We start from the raw sequence: 15,928 nt of genomic DNA on the forward strand, positions 1-15,928 counted from the left end.
CCAGTGTGGCCCGGCCGGCCCGAGAACTCCATACCCGCCAACGCCTACCGGGGCTTGAGGACCTCCGTGGGCAGCCCGAGGGTTTCGACGATCCGCTGCACGGCGTCGCCGACCCCCACGAAGTCGTCGCCCAGCGGATCCAGCACCAGCCTGCGGACCGTCGCGACGTGCGCGGGTGCCGAGGCCACCAGGTGCGCGCGGCCGGCCGCGGTCAACGTCGCGGTCGTGAACCGGCGGCCCTGGCCGGTGCACACCTCGCGCTTCACCCAGCCCCGGTCCTCCAGGCGCGCGACGGCGTGCGAAATCCGCGGGAGCGACCCGTTGGCCATCTCCGCGATCTCGCTCATCCGCAGGCTTTCCCCCGGCACCCTCGAGAGCCGCGCCAGGATCATGTAGCCCAGCAGCGTCAGGTCCGCGTCCCGCAGCAGCTGGCTTTCCAGCGCGCCCGGCAGCGTGAGCAGGACCTTCACCAGGTTGATCCACGCTCGCTGCTCGTCTTCACCGAGCCAGGGGAACAGTTCCTCGCCACGCACGCCTTGACTTTAACACGCAACCCAATCTACGTTTGAGTTGCGTGTTAAACCCAAGGAGGAGCGATGCTCACCACCGCCAAACCGACCGCGACCACCGTCCTCCGCCTCGGCTTCGCCCTGCTTGCGGCCGCCGCGGCGAACACCGCCATCGCCCTCGGCGCGCTGGCCCTCGACGACGGCGGGATCGGCATGGGCCTGTCCCCGGCGTCCTACCTGCCCGCCACCGCGGCCGGGCTGCTGCTGGGCACCGCCGGCTGGTTCGTGATCGCGCGCAGGGCACCGCAAGCGCTGCGGGTGGTCGTCCCGGCGGTGCTGGTCCTGACCTGGGTCCCGGACCTGCTGCTGTTCACCGCGGGCGCCACGGCCGCCAACGTCTTCGGCCTGATGCTCATGCACCTGGTTGTCGCGACGGCGGTCGTCACCGCACTCCGCCCGACCCTGAACCCGGCGGTCGAGGGCGCCCGGCCGGTGCCGACCGACTAGCTCGCCGAAAGAACGGTCCGAGAGGTCAACCGGCCCTTCGCCGGCTCCCGCGCGACCTGCCCGGCCGCCACCGCGGCCGTCAGCGCGCCGACGGCGTCCTCGGCGCGGTAGATGGTTTCCAGCAGCGTGAAGTACTGCAGCTCGGCGAGGGTGGCGGGGCCCCGCCGGGCCAGTTCCGCAACCAGCGCCCGCCGCAGCGGCAGCAGCTGTGGGGTGAGCGAGATGTCGACCAGCGCGCCCTCGGCGTCACGCGGGTCGCGGAAGCGGATGCCCGCGAACTCGTCCACCGCCCAGAGTTCGGTCTTGAAGGTGCCGAGGTGCCGGCTGTCGGCGGTCGCGAACACGAGTGTCCGCCCGGTTCCGTCGTCGGCGACGAGCTCCACGACGACCGCGCAGCCGAGCCCCGCGGCCGCCAGCCGCTCACGGTGGTCCGCGCCGGCGACGTCCGACAGCAGCACCTCGTGCGCCTTGCCCCGCACCAGCGCGGCCGGCCAGTCACCGGAAAGGTGCGCCAGCATCGGCCCGGCCACCCGGACCTCCCGCAGGTCGCCGGCGGTCCGGACGGCCAGGCCCTCCGGAACCCCCTCCGGCACCGCGCGGCCGACGAGAACGGCTTCGAGGTGGTGCTCGCCGAGCCGGTCGGCGAACTCGCCGAACACCCGGAAGGCATCGGCGGCGAAGTCGCCGCACTCGACGTAGGTGCCACCCCGCGGCGACCGCAGCACGGTCGCCGTCCACGCGTCGAGGTACCGCACCAGCACGTCACGCTCGACGGAAACGTGCGGGTCAGGACGCCGGACGCGCTCGGCCACGCTTTTCGTTGTACCGCACCCGCGGGCCGGTCACCAGCTATCGTGCCGGCATGCTCGATCGCATCCGGGACAACCCCCACGTCGCCAAGGTGCTGGCCGGCGTGTTCGATTTCGACATCACCCGCCTCGATCCCGTCGAACCGGTGCGCCCGGCCTCGGGCGGCGATCTGCAGGCGATCGCCGGCGACGCCTCGGGCGGCACGTTCTTCGTCTGCGACGGCGGGCCCGTGCTCTACGCCGGTTCCGAAGGCACCGCCGGGATCATCGCCGCCGATGTCGAGTCCGCCGTCCGCCTGGTGGTCGGGGTGCCGACCTGGCAGGACGTCGTGGCGGACGCGCCCGACCTCGAAGCGATGCGGGCCTCCTTCGAATCGTCCTACGCCGAGCTGAAGGAAGACGAACCCGAGATCGACCGGATCCGCGCGGAGGTCATCGCCGAGCTGGACCTCGGCCCGGTCTCCCCCGAGGCGTTGCTGGCGTCGCTCAGCGCGTGCCTGACCGAACGCCGCTCCGTGCTGCTCAACGAAGACGGCGACGAGTTCGACCCCCTGTGACGGCGAAGGAGGCCTCCGGAACCGGTGGCCTCCTTCGTCACGTCAGGGGGGAACTCAGCCGTGCAGCGCGCTGCCGGCCTGCCAGGCGCTCCAGCTGATGGCCCAGTCGCCGTGGCCGTTGTTGATCGCCAGCTGCGGGCCGCCCGAGTTGGTGACCTCGACGACGTCACCGACGTTGAAGTTGTCGAAGAACCACTTGGCGTTCTCGGTGTTCATGTTGAGGCAGCCGTTGGAGACGTTGTCGCTGCCCTGCACGCCGACCGTCTTCAGGTTCTCGTGCAGGTACTCGCCGTCGTTCGAAATCCGGACGTTCCAGTTCTCCGGGGCCTTGTAGTAACCGGGGTCGCCCTCGCACACGCCGTAGGTACAGGAGTCCATGATCTTGCTGGCTTCCTTGCCCAGCACGGTGTGCGTGCCGTTGAAGGTCGGCGTCGGACCGCGCGGCGGGGTGTCGGCGGTCTTGCCCATGCTGGTCGGCGCGGTCTTCACCAGCTGGCCGTTGTGGTAGGCCTTGATCTGGTGGGTCTTGCCGTCCGCCTTGGCGATCCAGGAGTCGTGGATCTTGTAGGTCGCCGAGACGTCCGTGCCGCCGTACGCGCCGCCTCCGATCGGCGTGCCGAAGGTCGTGGTCTCGAGCTTCACGGTCGAGCCGGCCTTCCAGTAGTCCTTGGGCCGGTAGTGCACCTCGCGCTTGCCGACCCAGTACCAGCCGCCCTCCTGGGCGGGCGAGGACGTCACCTTGAGGGACTTCTCCACCGTGGCCTTGTCGGAGATGTCGTGGTCGAACTTCAGGCCGATGATCAGGCCGACCCCGAAATCGCCCGACGCCGCCTGGAACAGCGCCGGGCTGGCGACCGCGGCCGGCTTGAGGGTGCGCACCTCCCCGCGCTGCTCGCTCGTCGCGCCCGCCGGGTTCGCCGCGGTGACGACGGCCTGGTAGGTGGCCCCGTACCGGAGGCGGTCACTGCTGGTCCAGGTCGTCTTGTCCGGCGAGAGCTCGCCCTTGACGCCGTTGCCGGTCTGCGGGTTCGTCACCGCGACCGCCTGCAACGTGCCCCCGGACGCCTTGATGACGATCGGATCCTTCGGGCTCAGCTGATCGCCGCCTTCGGGGCCGAAGACCACCTTCGCGGCCGGCACCCCGGGTACGGTCGCCGTCCCGGTCGGTCCGGCTCCGGCCAGCCCGGCCGGCTGCGCGGCCCCCACGGTCTCGGACTGTCCACTACATGCAGCCAGCAGCAGGGCCACCAGCCCGACCCCGGCGATGCGGATCATTCTCACGATCATCAGACGTCCCACCCGGCCCGAAGTTGTGTAACGATCCGGTCTCTCACGGAGAGTGGGCGCAACTCGGCGCCACCTCGAGCTGGGCCGGTTCGACGGTGGACGCTGTGTAGTGCCCTGGTCACAGGCGCACACTCCGAGGCCGGGGAAGACACCCTTCTTCCCCGGGCACCCGGATGACCTTGAAAAGACTTCTCCAAGGTCGATTCGAAGTCGCCCGCAACGCTCGTTCGGTAGCATCTTTGCCATGTCGTCGCTCGCGCTCGCCACCCTCGTCGCGCAGTCGGCAGCGAAGGCAGTGGGCGGCATCGTCGTCCGTTCTTCGGCTCCTGCCTGGAAGGCCGCGGCCCAAAAGCTGCGCCCGGCGCCTTCGCCGGTTCGGAAGTCTTCGAACTGGAAACAGGTGAAACTCGCCAAAGCACAGGAAGACAGGATTTCGGCGTACCTCACCGGACGCCTGTGCATCGGCCTGCTCGAGATCTTCGCCTATCTCGAGATCACCGACGACACCGACGGAACGGAGGAAGAACGCGAGCGACTCGCGCAGATCTTCTCCACGGAGCTCGCCGAGAAGCTGGAGCTGCCGGATGAGCAGTCCGGCCGCATCGCCGCCGCGCTGTGGGCAGATCTGTGCGACTGCGTCCGGCTCCACGTCCAACAGCTCCGCGACGAGAATGCGTTCGGCGCCGACGACCTGGTGTACGCGACCAGCCTCCGCCAGGACGCTTCCACCCCGTCGGCGCTCTCCTCGGCGATCACCGAACGGTGGGCGCTTTCCCCGCAGCGCCGGCGGCTCGCCGCGGCGCGGGCCGCCATCCAGGCGGTACGGCACGCGATGCGCGCCCGCTACGCCAAGCTCGTGATGCCCCACTCGCGGGAAGACCACCAGGTACCGATCGAGCAGATCTACGTGCCCCGGTTCTTGACGCCGTGGCCGGAACTCCGCACGGGCGAACAGAAAATCGACAACACGCCCATCGCCGAAGACAAGCTGACCGACCGGCGGTTCGTCGTCGTCGGCCACCCGGGCGCGGGCAAGAGCACCTTCATCCGTCACCTGATCTACCGCATCGCGGGCGAGCAGAGCGAAACCCTGTCCGCGCCCATGATCGTGGAGCTCAAGGACCACCCGTCGCCGAGCGACTCCTACCTCGGCATCCTCGCGGAGAGCCTGCGGGTCGTCACCCAATCGGAATTGAGCGTCGACGCGCTCCGAGACGTGCTGCGGCTGGGACTCGCCGTCGTCGTTTTCGACGGGCTGGACGAGATCACCGACATCAACCTGCGGCGCTCCACCGTCACGGCCATCGAGATGTTCAGCCGGCGATACCCACTGGTCACCGTCGTGGTCACCGCGAGGGAAGAAGGATATTCGCGCGCCCGCCTGGACCCGACTTCGTTCCCCGTCTACTTCCTGCCGGACTTCACCGATGCGCAACTGCAACGCTACGTCGAGCGGTGGTTCGCGATCATCGCCGACCCACGAGCGTTCTCCGCGGAGCAGCGAGCCCGCAACTTCCTCGAAGACAGCACCCACGTCGGCGATCTGCGCACCAACCCGTTGATGCTCTCGCTGCTGTGCATGATCTATGAATACGAGGGGTACATCCCGGAGAACCGGCCGCAGGTTTACGAGGAGTGCGCCGAACTGCTGTTCGAGCGCTGGGACAGAGTCCGGCGCGTCCCCATATCGTTCAAGGCGAACACCCAGACCCGGTACCTCATCCAAGAGCTGGCCTACAATTTTCTCAACAACGCGGGCAAGGCGAGCGGGCTCACCGAAGGCCGGCTGAAGCAGAACATCAAGGACTACTTCCAGCGCAACGTGGTCGACGACGCCGAATCGGCGTCCAAACAAGCGCAGGACTTCCTCGACTTCTGCGCGGGCCGGGCCTGGCTCCTGGTCCAGACCGGAGTATCGGAACGAGGGGAAAGGCTCTTCGGCTTCACGCACCGAACATTCCTGGAGTACTTCTCCGCGTGCTTCATCGTCCGGCACTGCGACAGTGCCCGGGACTTGATAGGCATGATCCGGCCGATGATCCAGTTCGACTCCAGCGAAGTGGTTCCCCAGATCGCCATCCAGCAGTTCGACACCCGTCGCGCGAACGGCATCGACGACTGCCTGGAGCTGCTGGCCCTGGACAACTCGAGGCGCGTCCACCTCGAATTCGCGCTGCGCTGCCTGCGGTTCATGCGGCCGACCCCACGAGTGCTCGAACGGCTCTTCACCACCGGGATCGCCGGCTACGGACGCAGCCTCGAACCGCAGTTGCTCCTCCTCCTGCTGAACATCCCGCACGAGATCATCCCGATCGCACGGCGAACCTGCGTCCGGATACTCGGCGACGACCCGGCCTCCGACGCCGCCATCGGCGCAGCGGTGGTCGACGAACTGCTGCTCCAGGTCAGCAACGGACTGGTTCCCGCAGAACTGTTCAAGTCAGGAGAAGGAGCCCCGGAAACCCTTCGCTCATCGATAGCCGGCATACCGAGCCGGCTGGGGAACAGCCATCCGGAAGTGCTCGCCGGCCTGTGCCGCCGCCGGCTTGTCGGCGTCGACCGATACGTGGCGACCCTCGGGCCCCGAGCTCTGGTGTCGGTTGCGGCATCGATACACGACGACGAAAAACCCGGCCCGCTGGTGCATCGGCTGCGCAGGTACTTCGGCGCGGGCGAGCACGATCCGGAATTGTACGAGATGCTCGCCCACCTCGCGGACGCTCCGGAAGCGGTCGTACCCCTGTCGTGGTCGGTGGTGGCCGGGCTGGCCGAGATCAGCCGGCCCGGCGGGACGCTCGTTCCGGCCGGCGAACACGAGGCCGATCCGCCGCCGGCGCCGGCGAGCAAGCCGATGTTCGACGACAAAACCGTGCTCGCGGAACTCCTGGCCTCCGACGAACTCGACGAAGGGCAGTCCGGTGAAGTGCTCACCGAGCTCCAGCCACCCTTCGACACGACGATCGTCCGCGAACACTTTCCACCGCCTCCCGGTGCGCCGGCCTCCTCGAACGGCTTTTACCTGCTGTTCGTCGCCATTCTGCTGGCCGCGTTCGAACGTGACATCTGGCGCCCGGTCGAGTTGTCCTCGGTATGGCAACTGATCGGAGCTCGCCTGCCGTTGTTCGCCGACGCCTTCCTCGGTCATGCCCAACGCAACAAAACCACCGGCCAGCTGAAACTGACCCGCGACGACCTCGCGGCGTGCGTTCTCGAATTCGCACGCACGGCCAACGTCGGGCTGGCGTGGAACGCCTGGCTCATGAAGTGGGCAGCGAGAGAAGCGTCAGCACTGGGCAACATCTGACCTCCAGGGTCGCGTACGTGCCGCACTTCCGGACACGCCGGCTCCCGTCGCACTCGCCCAGACGCACTTCTCACCTGACTTGGCTCAAAGGCGACCTGGTCCTTGGGGCAGGCAGGCCAGGGCTGGGTGAAGACGTGCCCGTCGGGGATCTGCTCAGCCGGGTGCTCGTGGCGCCACCGCCTGGACCACGTACGGCACGTCGGGTATCCGCGCGCCGAGGAACCCGTCCCCGGCATCGGTCTCGAAGTACAAGGTGGACACATCGTGGAGAACCGGTGACGCCGGCCCCAGATCAGCGGTGCGGGCGCACGCCGCGGCCGACTTCCGCCGCCAGGACTCTTTCGCGAACGCGAGCCAAAGTCGGGTAAGGTGACGGAATGGTCATGCGGGTGGCGATTCCCGTGCTGCCGTGCCGAGATGTGCAGGCAGCGCGGTCGTACTTCACGGACGTGCTCGGATTCGACACCATCTTCACCTGGGAGACCCCACCTAGCTACGCGGCCGTGATCCGCGACACCGCCGAGTTCCACCTGTACGCCGAAAGCAGCGTCGGCCCGGCCAGGGTGACGGTTGTCGTCGACGACGTCGATTCCTGCCACGACGAGCTGCGCGCCCGCGGCGCCGACATCGTCGAGCCACTGGCCGACCGGCCCTACGGGATGCGCGACTTCAACGTACGGACACCCGATGGGCACTTGTTGATCTTTAGCCAGCCGCTTACCGAGTAGGGAACCGGCGCGCCGGCCGACCCGGAGATCCATTCCTTGACCTGCCGGAGGCAGACCCCTGGAACCGGCCGCTCAGTGCGCAGATTTTCGCCGTTCACACGACGAAACCGCAGCTCAACAGCCAGCACCCGACCCAAGATCAGCGATCTTGAGCCAAAGTCAGGACGCCGGCTCCCGTCGCACTCGCCCAGACGCACTTCTCAGCGGACCACCCGATACCGCAGGTGGGTCACGCCGCGGCCGTCGAGCCGCCGGAGGGGTTCCAGCTCCACGTGACCGAGCCCGGTCGGCTCGAACAGCCTCCGGCCACCGCCCAGCAGCACCGGGACCAGGTGCAGTTCGAGTTCGTCGAGCTGGCCTGCCGCCAGCAGGGCCTGGGCCGCCCCCGCGCCGTGGACCAGCACGGCTCGGTCCCCCGCCGCCTCCCGCGCCTCGATCGCGCAGGCGTCGACGTCCGTGTAGAACTTCGCGCTGCCGGGCGGTTCGTCGGCCGGGTCGATGTCGTGGGTGAGCACGTGGATCGGGACGCCGTCGTGGTGGTCGCCGGCCCAGCGCTTGGCCAGCTCGAACGTGCGGCGGCCGGAAATCACCGCGCCGGTCGCCGAGGCCTCGGCGTACACCTGGCCGTTGACGCCTTCGGACATCCGGTCGTCGAGCCAGTCGAACAGCCGCCCTCCGTCACGGCCGAGCTCCTGGCCCGGGCGGTCGTCCGGGCCGGCGATGTAGCCGTCGACCGAGATGGACATGTAGAGCCGCAGCGGGGTCCTCATCCGGGGTACCTCTTTCCGTGGCGATTGACGCGCTGAGCGCTTTCACCCGTGCGTCGATCGCGGAACCCCGAATTCGACGCCCGGCCCGGCTTTGTCTTCAGCCGCCATCGGCTCTCGCACGCGCCGGGGCCGGCAACGCCGACCGCTGCGAGGTGGTGGTGCGGACCGCACTTCCCCTGCGGCCGCACCACCACCCGGCACCCACTCTACCCCATCTTCGAACTCCTGTTCGAACGGGTCAGGAGATCGTCCACACCTGGCTCGAGGCGCTGCTCCCGGTGAGCTGGCTGACCTGCGCACCGCTCGCCGTCGAGGAGCCGGCCACGCCGATCGCGAGGCCGCTGTTGACGTTCTGGAGGAAGTACTGGCTGCCGGTGAGGCTGCCCACCAGGTCCGCGGTCCACTGCTGGCCGGCGCCGCCGGTGCAGGTCCACTGCTGCAGCTGGACCCCGCTCGCCCCCGACTGGTCCGGGACGTCGAGGCACAGCCCGCTGTTGACGTTGGCCACCGTGAAGACGTTGTCGGCGAGCTTCGTCAACCGCCACTGCTGGTTGGCGCCGCCGTGCGCGGGCCATTGGATGATCTTGCCGCCGGCGGTGGTCGAGGCGCCCGAAGCGTCCATCACCATCGAGCTGTTGGCGTTCTTCAGCACGTGCGTGGTCGCGCTGGGCAGCCCCGAATTCGCCGACCACGTCCCCGCCTCGGCGTCCAGGTTCCAGCTCGGGTACTGGCCAAGGTTGACCGTCGTGCCGCGGATCGTGAGCGGGAGCCAGATCAGCGGCGAGTTGCCCATGGCGTTGCCCGTCCAGCGGTCGCCGGCGTAGAGGTACGTGGTCGCCGAGGCGCCCTGGACCGTGATGATGTTCGCCGTCTGGCTGTTGTAGGTGTTGGTGCCCGGCGCCGCGAAGTTCCGGAACGCCGACCACGGCCCGGCGAGCGACGACGCGGTCGCGTACACGTTGTCGTTGGTGGCCCAGCCGGTCAGGTGGGACGCCAGCAGGTAGTACGTCCCGCCGACCTTGATCACGGCCGGGGACTCGTAGTTCGGCAACGTGGCCACCGCGCTCGCCACCGACAGGTAGTCCGCGGACAGCCGGTAGATGCGCAGGCTGCGGCCGGCGTTCTCGCTCATCAGGTACGCCGACCCGTCGGTGTCCTGGTACAGGCCGATGTCCCGGCTCTGGTTGCCCAGCGGCTGGAAGCTCCCCCGGTAGCTGTACGGACCGCAGGGCGTGGGGCTGGTCGCCACCCCCACCCGCTGCTCGGAGTAGCTCGTGTTGTCGATGTGCAGGTACATCACGTACATCCGCGTCGTGGCGTTGTAGAGGACCTTGGGCCGCTCCACGATGCGGTTCGGCCCGAGGTCACCGCCGGCCTGTTTGGCCAGCGCGATCCCCTGGTGGGTCCAGTTCGCCAGATCGGCCGACGTGTAGCAGGGGATGTCCTGGAAGGCGGTGTTGGCCGTGGTCTGGCCGGTCTTGTCCTCGCCGAACCCGTACCACGTGGTGCCGACCTGGACGATGCCCAGGCCGTGCAGCTGCAGTGCGCGGCCGGCGGTGTCGTAGCGCGTGGCGCCGAGGGTGAAGGTGTTCACCGCCGCGTGCGCCCGGGCCGCGGGCACCAGGATGCCCGCCACGACGGCGAGCACGACGACGAGCAGAGCGAGCGGCCGGTTCGCCCGTTCCCGCGGGACCGGGTGCGGTGAGCTGGACATCCTGGGTTCCTTTCCGCGTGGGTTCCGCCCGCGGCCGGCGGCCCACCCGGACCGTCGAACCGGTTCGCTAAAAGGGCGCCTCGGAATAGTAGGAATCCCGTCGAGGACAGGTCAATGATGTTGTGGTGCCGGGACCGAAACTTACATTGCCACCCACGCAGCCGATCGAATCGGTTCGACCAATTCGGAGGCAACACGAGAAGTCCCGCGAGACCGGCTTGTCAACGTCTTGACGCCGGCGACGACATCGTTCACAGTCCTCTGGTGCGTTCGGACGCACCGCCGGTCGACCAACTGCCCCCTCCTGCTCCGCCACTCCCCCGTGGCTCGCCCGGCGCCGAAGTGTTAGCGCTAACAACGATCTCTCGATGGTCCCCCTCAACGAAGAAGGGAACGATCCCATGCCGGTTGGATTCGCGCGTTCGGCGAGGTGGCGGTCTCGGCCCGTCCCGGCCGCCGCGGCAGTGGTGGCGGTCGCGGCCGGGTTGCTCACCGCGGCCCCCACTTCGGCCTCGGCCGCCACGGTGGACACCACCGCCTGGTACGTCCTGGTCAACCGCAACAGCGGCAAGGCTCTCGACGTCAGCGGCGCCGCCACCACCGACGGCGCCGGGCTCATCCAGTGGAGCCGCAGCAACGCCACCAACCAGCAGTTCCAGTTCGCCGACGCCGGCGGCGGCTACTACAAGCTGCGCGCGCGGCACTCCGGCAAGCTCGCCGACGTCCAGGGCGCCTCCACCGCCGACGGCGCCGCCGTGGTGCAGTGGACCGACAACGGCGGCGCCAACCAGCAGTTCAGCCTCACCGACACCGGCGGCGGCTACGTCCGGCTGGTCAACCGCAACAGCGGCAAATCCCTCGACGTCCAAGGCGCCTCGACCGCCGACGGCGCCGGCATCGTCCAGCAGAGCACCGCGGGCGGCAACGACCAGCAGTGGCAGCTCGTCCAGGTCGACGGCGGTGCCACCAGCGCCTGCACGCTGCCCTCGACCTACCGCTGGAGCTCGACCGGCCCGCTGGCCAACCCGAAGGCCGGCTGGGTGTCGCTCAAGGACTTCACGAACGTCGTCTCCAACGGCAAGCACGTCGTCTACGCCACGACGCACGACACCGGGTCGGCCTGGAAGTCCACGAGCTTCAGCCCCTTCACGAACTGGTCCGAAATGGCTTCCGCGAGCCAGAGCACGATGTCCTTCGGCGCCGTCGCGCCGACGCTGTTCTACTTCGCACCGAAGAACATCTGGGTGCTCGCCTACCAGTGGGGCTGGCCCGACACGTTCTCCTACCGCACCTCGAGCGACCCCACCAACCCCGGCAGCTGGTCCGCGCAGCAGACGCTGTTCACCGGCACCCTCCCCAGCGGGGCCCCGATCGACCAGACCCTGATCGGCGACGGCACGAACATGTACCTGTTCTTCGCCGACGACAACGGCGGCATCTACCGCGCCACCATGCCCATCGGGAACTTCCCGGGCAGCTTCGGCGCGAGCTACACGAAGATCATGAGCGACACCGCGGTCAACCTGTTCGAAGCGCCCGAGGTCTACAAGGTCAAGGACCAGAACCAGTACCTGATGATCGTCGAGGCGCGGGGGACGAACGAGCGCCGCTTCTTCCGCTCGTTCACCGCCACCAGCCTGAGCGGCACGTGGACCCCGCAGGCCGCCACCGAAAGCAACCCCTTCGCCGGCAAGGCCAACAGCGGCGCCACCTGGACCAACGACATCAGCCACGGCGACCTCGTCCGCACCAACCCCGACCAGACCAAGACCATCGACCCCTGCAACCTGCAGTTCCTCTACCAGGGCCGCGATCCCGCCTCCGACGGCACCGACTACGGCCTCCTGCCCTACAAGCCGGGTGTGCTGACGCTGCAGCGGTAGCGCCACGGGACGGGCTCGGCATCCGGCCGAGCCCGTCCCGCCAGCCGTCGGTTCCGGTGTAACAACGCCCGCGGCACGGCGACCTCCGGGGTGAACCGGCGTCCAGGAGGAGTGGGTGCGACGACAACCGACCAGCACGACCCTGTTCGCCGTTCCCGGCATCCTGCTCGGTCTCCTGGGCAACGTCGCGGCGGGACTGCTCCCGGTCCCGCCGTGGCTGCGCGGCTGGATCTGGGGCGGCGTCGCCGTGCTCGCCGTCCTGGTCCTGGTGGTCGAGACCCGGGACCGCCGCCGGGCCGACCGGGGCGACGGCGGCGGCTCCGCGACCGCCGCCGCGGTGCTCGCGGAGGCGGTCCGCGAGCAGTGGCGGGCCGAAGAGGTCCAGCGCCGGGTGCACGACCCGTTCCCGTTGCTCGTCACCTGGCGGCCGGCCCCGGCGGCGATGGTGGACCACCCGGACAACGTCACCCGCACGCTGCCCGGCGACCCGGCACCCGCGCTGACGCTGACCGGACGCATCGACCAGGTGGCCGCCTTCCACGCCGGGATCCCCTCGGGCCGGCTCGTGGTCTTCGGCCCTGCCGGCTCGGGCAAGACGATCCTCGCGATGCGCCTGGTGCTCGACCTGCTCGAACGACGGCACCGCGAAGAAGACCGGGTGCCGGTGATGTTCGCGCTCGGCCAGTGGGACCCCCGCACGCGGCCGTTGCGGACGTGGCTGGCCGAGCAGCTCGCGCAGAACCACCCCCGGCTCGCCCGGCAGGCGGCGGAACTCGTGCGGGCGGACCGGATCCTGCCGGTCCTCGACGGCTTCGACGAGATCGACGCGGCGCTGCGTGCCACCGCACTGCGCGAACTCAACGACACCACCACGCCGATGGTGCTCACCACTCGGCCCGACGAGTACTTCGAAGCCGTGGCGGCCGCGCCGCGGCCGGTCAGCTGGGCCGCCGGGATCGTGCTCGACGAGCTGACCGTGACCGACCTCGAGGGCTACCTGCCCCGGACCACCGCCGTCGCGGCCGGCTCCCGCACCGGCTGGGCCCCGGTGCTGGCCGGGCTGCGCGCCGATCCCGCCGCGGCCCCGGTGGCCGAAGCACTGAGGTCGCCGCTCATGGTGGCGCTCGCGCGGATCGTCTACAGCGACGACCGCGACCGTGATCCGGCGGAACTGCTCGACCCGGCGGCCTTCCCCCGCGTCGACGACGTCCGCCGTCACCTCTTCGCCGCGTTCCTGCCCGCCGTCTACACCCGGCAGCTGTACGGCCGGGGAGCCACGAAGCCGTCCGGCAAGCCGCGCTGGCGCCACCGGCGCGCGCAGCGCTACCTGGGCCACCTGGCCGCCTCCCTCGACGCCTCCGGGCGGCGGTACCTCGGCTGGTGGCACCTCGGGGCGACGGTGGCGGACGGCACCAGCCGCGCTCTGCTGGCGATCGCGTTCGGCGCGGTGTTCGGTCTCCTCAGCCGCGACGTGACGGTCTTCGTCTTCACCTCGCTGATCGGGCTGCTCATGAGCCGGTTCGACCTGGTGCGGCAGCTGCCGATGGACACCAGGGCCACCCCGCGCACCGCGCTGGCGAACCACCGGCGGGCGACGCTCGCCGGCGTCGCGGTGGCCGTGCTGGTGTACGCGCCGCTGGCGGGCGCGCTGGATGTGCTGATTTCGGACGATCCCTTCCTGCCGGGCGCGCTCGCCGGCGCCGTGCTGCCGGTCGCACTCGGGCTCGCGCTCACCCCGTGGGGGCGCTGGCTGGTGCTCGCCCGGCTATGGCTGCCGCTGACCGGCAGGCTGCCCTGGGCGGTGGTCGCTTTCCTCGACGACGCCTACCGCCGCGGCGTGCTGCGCCAGACCGGCGCCGTCTACGAGTTCCGGCACGCCCAGATCCAGGAGTTCCTCGTCGCGCGGCACCGCGCGGACCGGCACCGGCGCACGCTGCGCCGGACGGCGCGGTGGGCGGCGCTGGACCGCGCGACGGCGTTCGTGGACGTGCCGCTCGGCCGCGCGTTGCTGGTCGTGACCACCGCGACCGCGGGCGTCTGCTTCCTGCTCGAGCCGGAACGGTCCCTGGTCCTGCTGACCGAGCTGTTCGTGGTCGCGGTCCTGGTCTGGGCCTTCGGCCGTCCCGCGTTCACCGCGTGGCGGGCCAAGGCGCAGGACCACCTGCACGTGGTCGGCGACCTGGTGCCCGCCGCCATGGCCGAAGCCCTGCTGCTGCCGACGGCCCTGCTGCTGCCCCCGCTCCTGCTCAACATCTTCACCAGGCAGGACATCACCTTCGAGCGCCCTCGGATCCACGCGGCGACCGTGGTGGAGCTCGTCGTCCTGGTCGGGCTGCCGGTGCTGATGACGTGGCGGTGGCGGGCGGCGCGCGGGGTGTCCGTGCCGCTGCTGATCGTCCTGCTCGGCGCGCAGTACGAGGTCGACCCCGTCATCCCGGCGATCGCCCTCGGCTGCTGCACCGTGGCCGGCCTCGTCGCCGGCTGGTGGTCGGGCACGGCGCGGCTGCTCGGCAGCACGGCGCTGGCCACGTTCCACAGTGGACTGCCGGCCGTCGTCGTCCAGCTGGCCGCCCGGGTGCTGGGCACGAGCTCCGCGCTCGCGGCCGGCGACGGCCTCGCCGAGGTTCCGGACGCGTGGCTGGGCCCGGTCGCCATCGCGACGCCGGTCCTGGCCGTGGCGTTCGTCTTCCTGGCGCTGGCCCGGCACGACACCGTCGCCGCCGTGGCCGGCGTGACGTTGTTCGCCGGGCCGTCGATGCTTTCGCTGCTGCTGAGCGGCGGCGACTTCCCCTGGCCCGGACCGGCCCGGTGGTCCCCGTTCGTCCCCGCCGCGGTCGCCGTCCTGGCGCTGCTCGTCCTGCCCGCCGGCCGGTGGATCCGCCGGGTCCGCGCGGCGACGCTGCTGACGGTGGCCGGGATCGGCACCATGGCGGCGGCCACCGGGACGGTGTTCGTCCTGGACCTGCCCTGGCCGCAGGCCGTTGCGCTGATCGGCACCGGCGTCGGGCTGACCGGCGTCGGCGGCGTCCTGCTGCCGGGACCCCACGGACGGCTGCTCGCCGTGACCTGCTTGCTCGGCAGCGCGCTGCTCGTCCCGCCGCCACCGCCGGCCGGGACCGGCACCGGAACGGCCGTGCTCGGCGCCCTCGGCGCGCTCGCCGGAGCCGTCGCCCTGGTGACCCGGCACCGGCACCCGGTCGTCGTCGCGGCCGCGGCCTACCTGGCGCTTGCCGTGAGCACGGATCTCGTCGCCCGCTGGGCGGGCCGGCTGGGCGCCCTCGACGCGGACGCCGCTCCGGGCCGCCACCTGGTCGTCCTCGCGGTGCCGCTGCTCGTCGTCGGCGTTCCGGCCGTCGCGGTGGCGCTGCTGGGCCGCGGGCGGGCGATCGCCGCCGGTCAGGCCGCGGGCGGTGTCGTCGTCTTCGCCGGTCTCGTCGCCGTCGTCGCCGTGGATCTCGGCGAAGGGTGGCGGGTTTCCACGACGCTCATGCGGGTGCTGGACCCGAGCATCGTCCCGGAAGTCCTGCCGTTCCTGGGCGGGTGGGCCCCGGGGTGGGCGCTGCTGGCCGCGGCGGTGCTCGTCATGGCCCTGGCGCTCGCGGGCTCGGTGGGACGCCGCGACTGCCCTCCGGTCGCCGTCGTCACCGGCCTGGCCGTCGTGGTGTGCGTGACGATCGGGCTGCGCATGCTCGACACCACCGCGACCCGCCTGATCCACACCTGGACCGTCGTGCTCACCGGTGTCCTGGGCGCGGCCACCGCCGCGACCGCCGCGGTCCTGGTGCGCCGGTCCGTCCGGCGGCCGGTTGAGCAGGCAAGCGGCCTGCGGTGACGGACGTGGAGACCGCGGCAGGATACGG

Annotated in this window: 11 protein-coding genes and 1 pseudogene; 6 read left to right on the forward strand and 6 right to left on the reverse strand. The window is 70.3% G+C overall.

Annotated features, from left to right (window positions below):
- Nucleotides 1–44 precede the first annotated feature (44 nt).
- A complete protein-coding gene (locus tag ACWEGE_RS40135; protein ID WP_449665725.1) occupies nucleotides 45–533 on the reverse strand; it encodes a MarR family winged helix-turn-helix transcriptional regulator in 489 nt (162 codons plus the stop codon).
- 63 nt (nucleotides 534–596) lie between these two features.
- Here ACWEGE_RS40135 and ACWEGE_RS40140 point away from each other — a divergent pair, with 63 nt between their 5' ends.
- Nucleotides 597–1,016, forward strand: a complete 420-nt coding sequence (locus tag ACWEGE_RS40140; protein ID WP_449665726.1) for a DUF6069 family protein — start codon at nucleotides 597–599, stop codon at nucleotides 1,014–1,016.
- Here the strand turns inward: ACWEGE_RS40140 and ACWEGE_RS40145 are convergent.
- On the reverse strand, nucleotides 1,013–1,828 hold the full coding sequence (locus ACWEGE_RS40145; RefSeq protein ID WP_449665727.1) for a hypothetical protein: 816 nt from the start codon (nucleotides 1,826–1,828) through the stop codon (nucleotides 1,013–1,015). The genes ACWEGE_RS40140 and ACWEGE_RS40145 overlap by 4 nt on opposite strands.
- 50 nt (nucleotides 1,829–1,878) lie before the next feature.
- Between ACWEGE_RS40145 and ACWEGE_RS40150 the strand changes: the two genes are divergently transcribed.
- Entirely contained in the window at nucleotides 1,879–2,382 is a 504-nt protein-coding gene (locus tag ACWEGE_RS40150; protein ID WP_449665728.1) for a hypothetical protein, read from the forward strand.
- Between the two features lie 54 nt (nucleotides 2,383–2,436).
- Here ACWEGE_RS40150 and ACWEGE_RS40155 read toward each other — a convergent pair whose 3' ends face one another.
- Nucleotides 2,437–3,657: an Ig-like domain-containing protein gene (locus tag ACWEGE_RS40155; protein WP_449665779.1), complete on the reverse strand. Its 1,221-nt coding sequence runs from the start codon at nucleotides 3,655–3,657 to the stop codon at nucleotides 2,437–2,439.
- Between the two features lie 256 nt (nucleotides 3,658–3,913).
- On the opposite strand from ACWEGE_RS40155, the gene ACWEGE_RS40160 reads away from it, so the two are divergent.
- Entirely contained in the window at nucleotides 3,914–6,973 is a 3,060-nt protein-coding gene (locus tag ACWEGE_RS40160; protein ID WP_449665729.1) for an NACHT domain-containing protein, read from the forward strand.
- A gap of 71 nt (nucleotides 6,974–7,044) precedes the next feature.
- Here the strand turns inward: ACWEGE_RS40160 and ACWEGE_RS40165 are convergent.
- Nucleotides 7,045–7,321, reverse strand: a pseudogene (locus ACWEGE_RS40165) (hypothetical protein); the annotation flags it as partial.
- Nucleotides 7,322–7,350: 29 nt separating this feature from the next.
- Here ACWEGE_RS40165 and ACWEGE_RS40170 point away from each other — a divergent pair.
- On the forward strand, nucleotides 7,351–7,701 hold the full coding sequence (locus tag ACWEGE_RS40170; RefSeq protein WP_449665730.1) for a VOC family protein: 351 nt from the start codon (nucleotides 7,351–7,353) through the stop codon (nucleotides 7,699–7,701).
- Between the two features lie 200 nt (nucleotides 7,702–7,901).
- Here the strand turns inward: ACWEGE_RS40170 and ACWEGE_RS40175 are convergent, their stop codons facing one another.
- Both ACWEGE_RS40175 and ACWEGE_RS40180 read right to left on the reverse strand, forming a co-directional pair.
- The gene (locus ACWEGE_RS40175) at nucleotides 7,902–8,471 is read right to left on the reverse strand and encodes a dihydrofolate reductase family protein (protein ID WP_449665731.1); all 570 of its coding nucleotides are present in this window, start codon (nucleotides 8,469–8,471) and stop codon (nucleotides 7,902–7,904) included.
- Nucleotides 8,472–8,709: 238 nt separating this feature from the next.
- Entirely contained in the window at nucleotides 8,710–10,185 is a 1,476-nt protein-coding gene (locus tag ACWEGE_RS40180; RefSeq protein WP_449665732.1) for an RICIN domain-containing protein, read from the reverse strand.
- A gap of 401 nt (nucleotides 10,186–10,586) precedes the next feature.
- Between ACWEGE_RS40180 and ACWEGE_RS40185 the strand changes: the two genes are divergently transcribed.
- Both ACWEGE_RS40185 and ACWEGE_RS40190 read left to right on the forward strand, forming a co-directional pair.
- On the forward strand, nucleotides 10,587–12,068 hold the full coding sequence (locus ACWEGE_RS40185) for a non-reducing end alpha-L-arabinofuranosidase family hydrolase (protein WP_449665733.1): 1,482 nt from the start codon (nucleotides 10,587–10,589) through the stop codon (nucleotides 12,066–12,068).
- 115 nt (nucleotides 12,069–12,183) lie between these two features.
- A complete protein-coding gene (locus ACWEGE_RS40190) occupies nucleotides 12,184–15,900 on the forward strand; it encodes an NACHT domain-containing protein (protein WP_449665734.1) in 3,717 nt (1,238 codons plus the stop codon).
- The last annotated feature ends 28 nt before the right edge of the window (nucleotides 15,901–15,928 follow it).

The organism is Amycolatopsis sp. NPDC004747 (assembly GCF_053601335.1).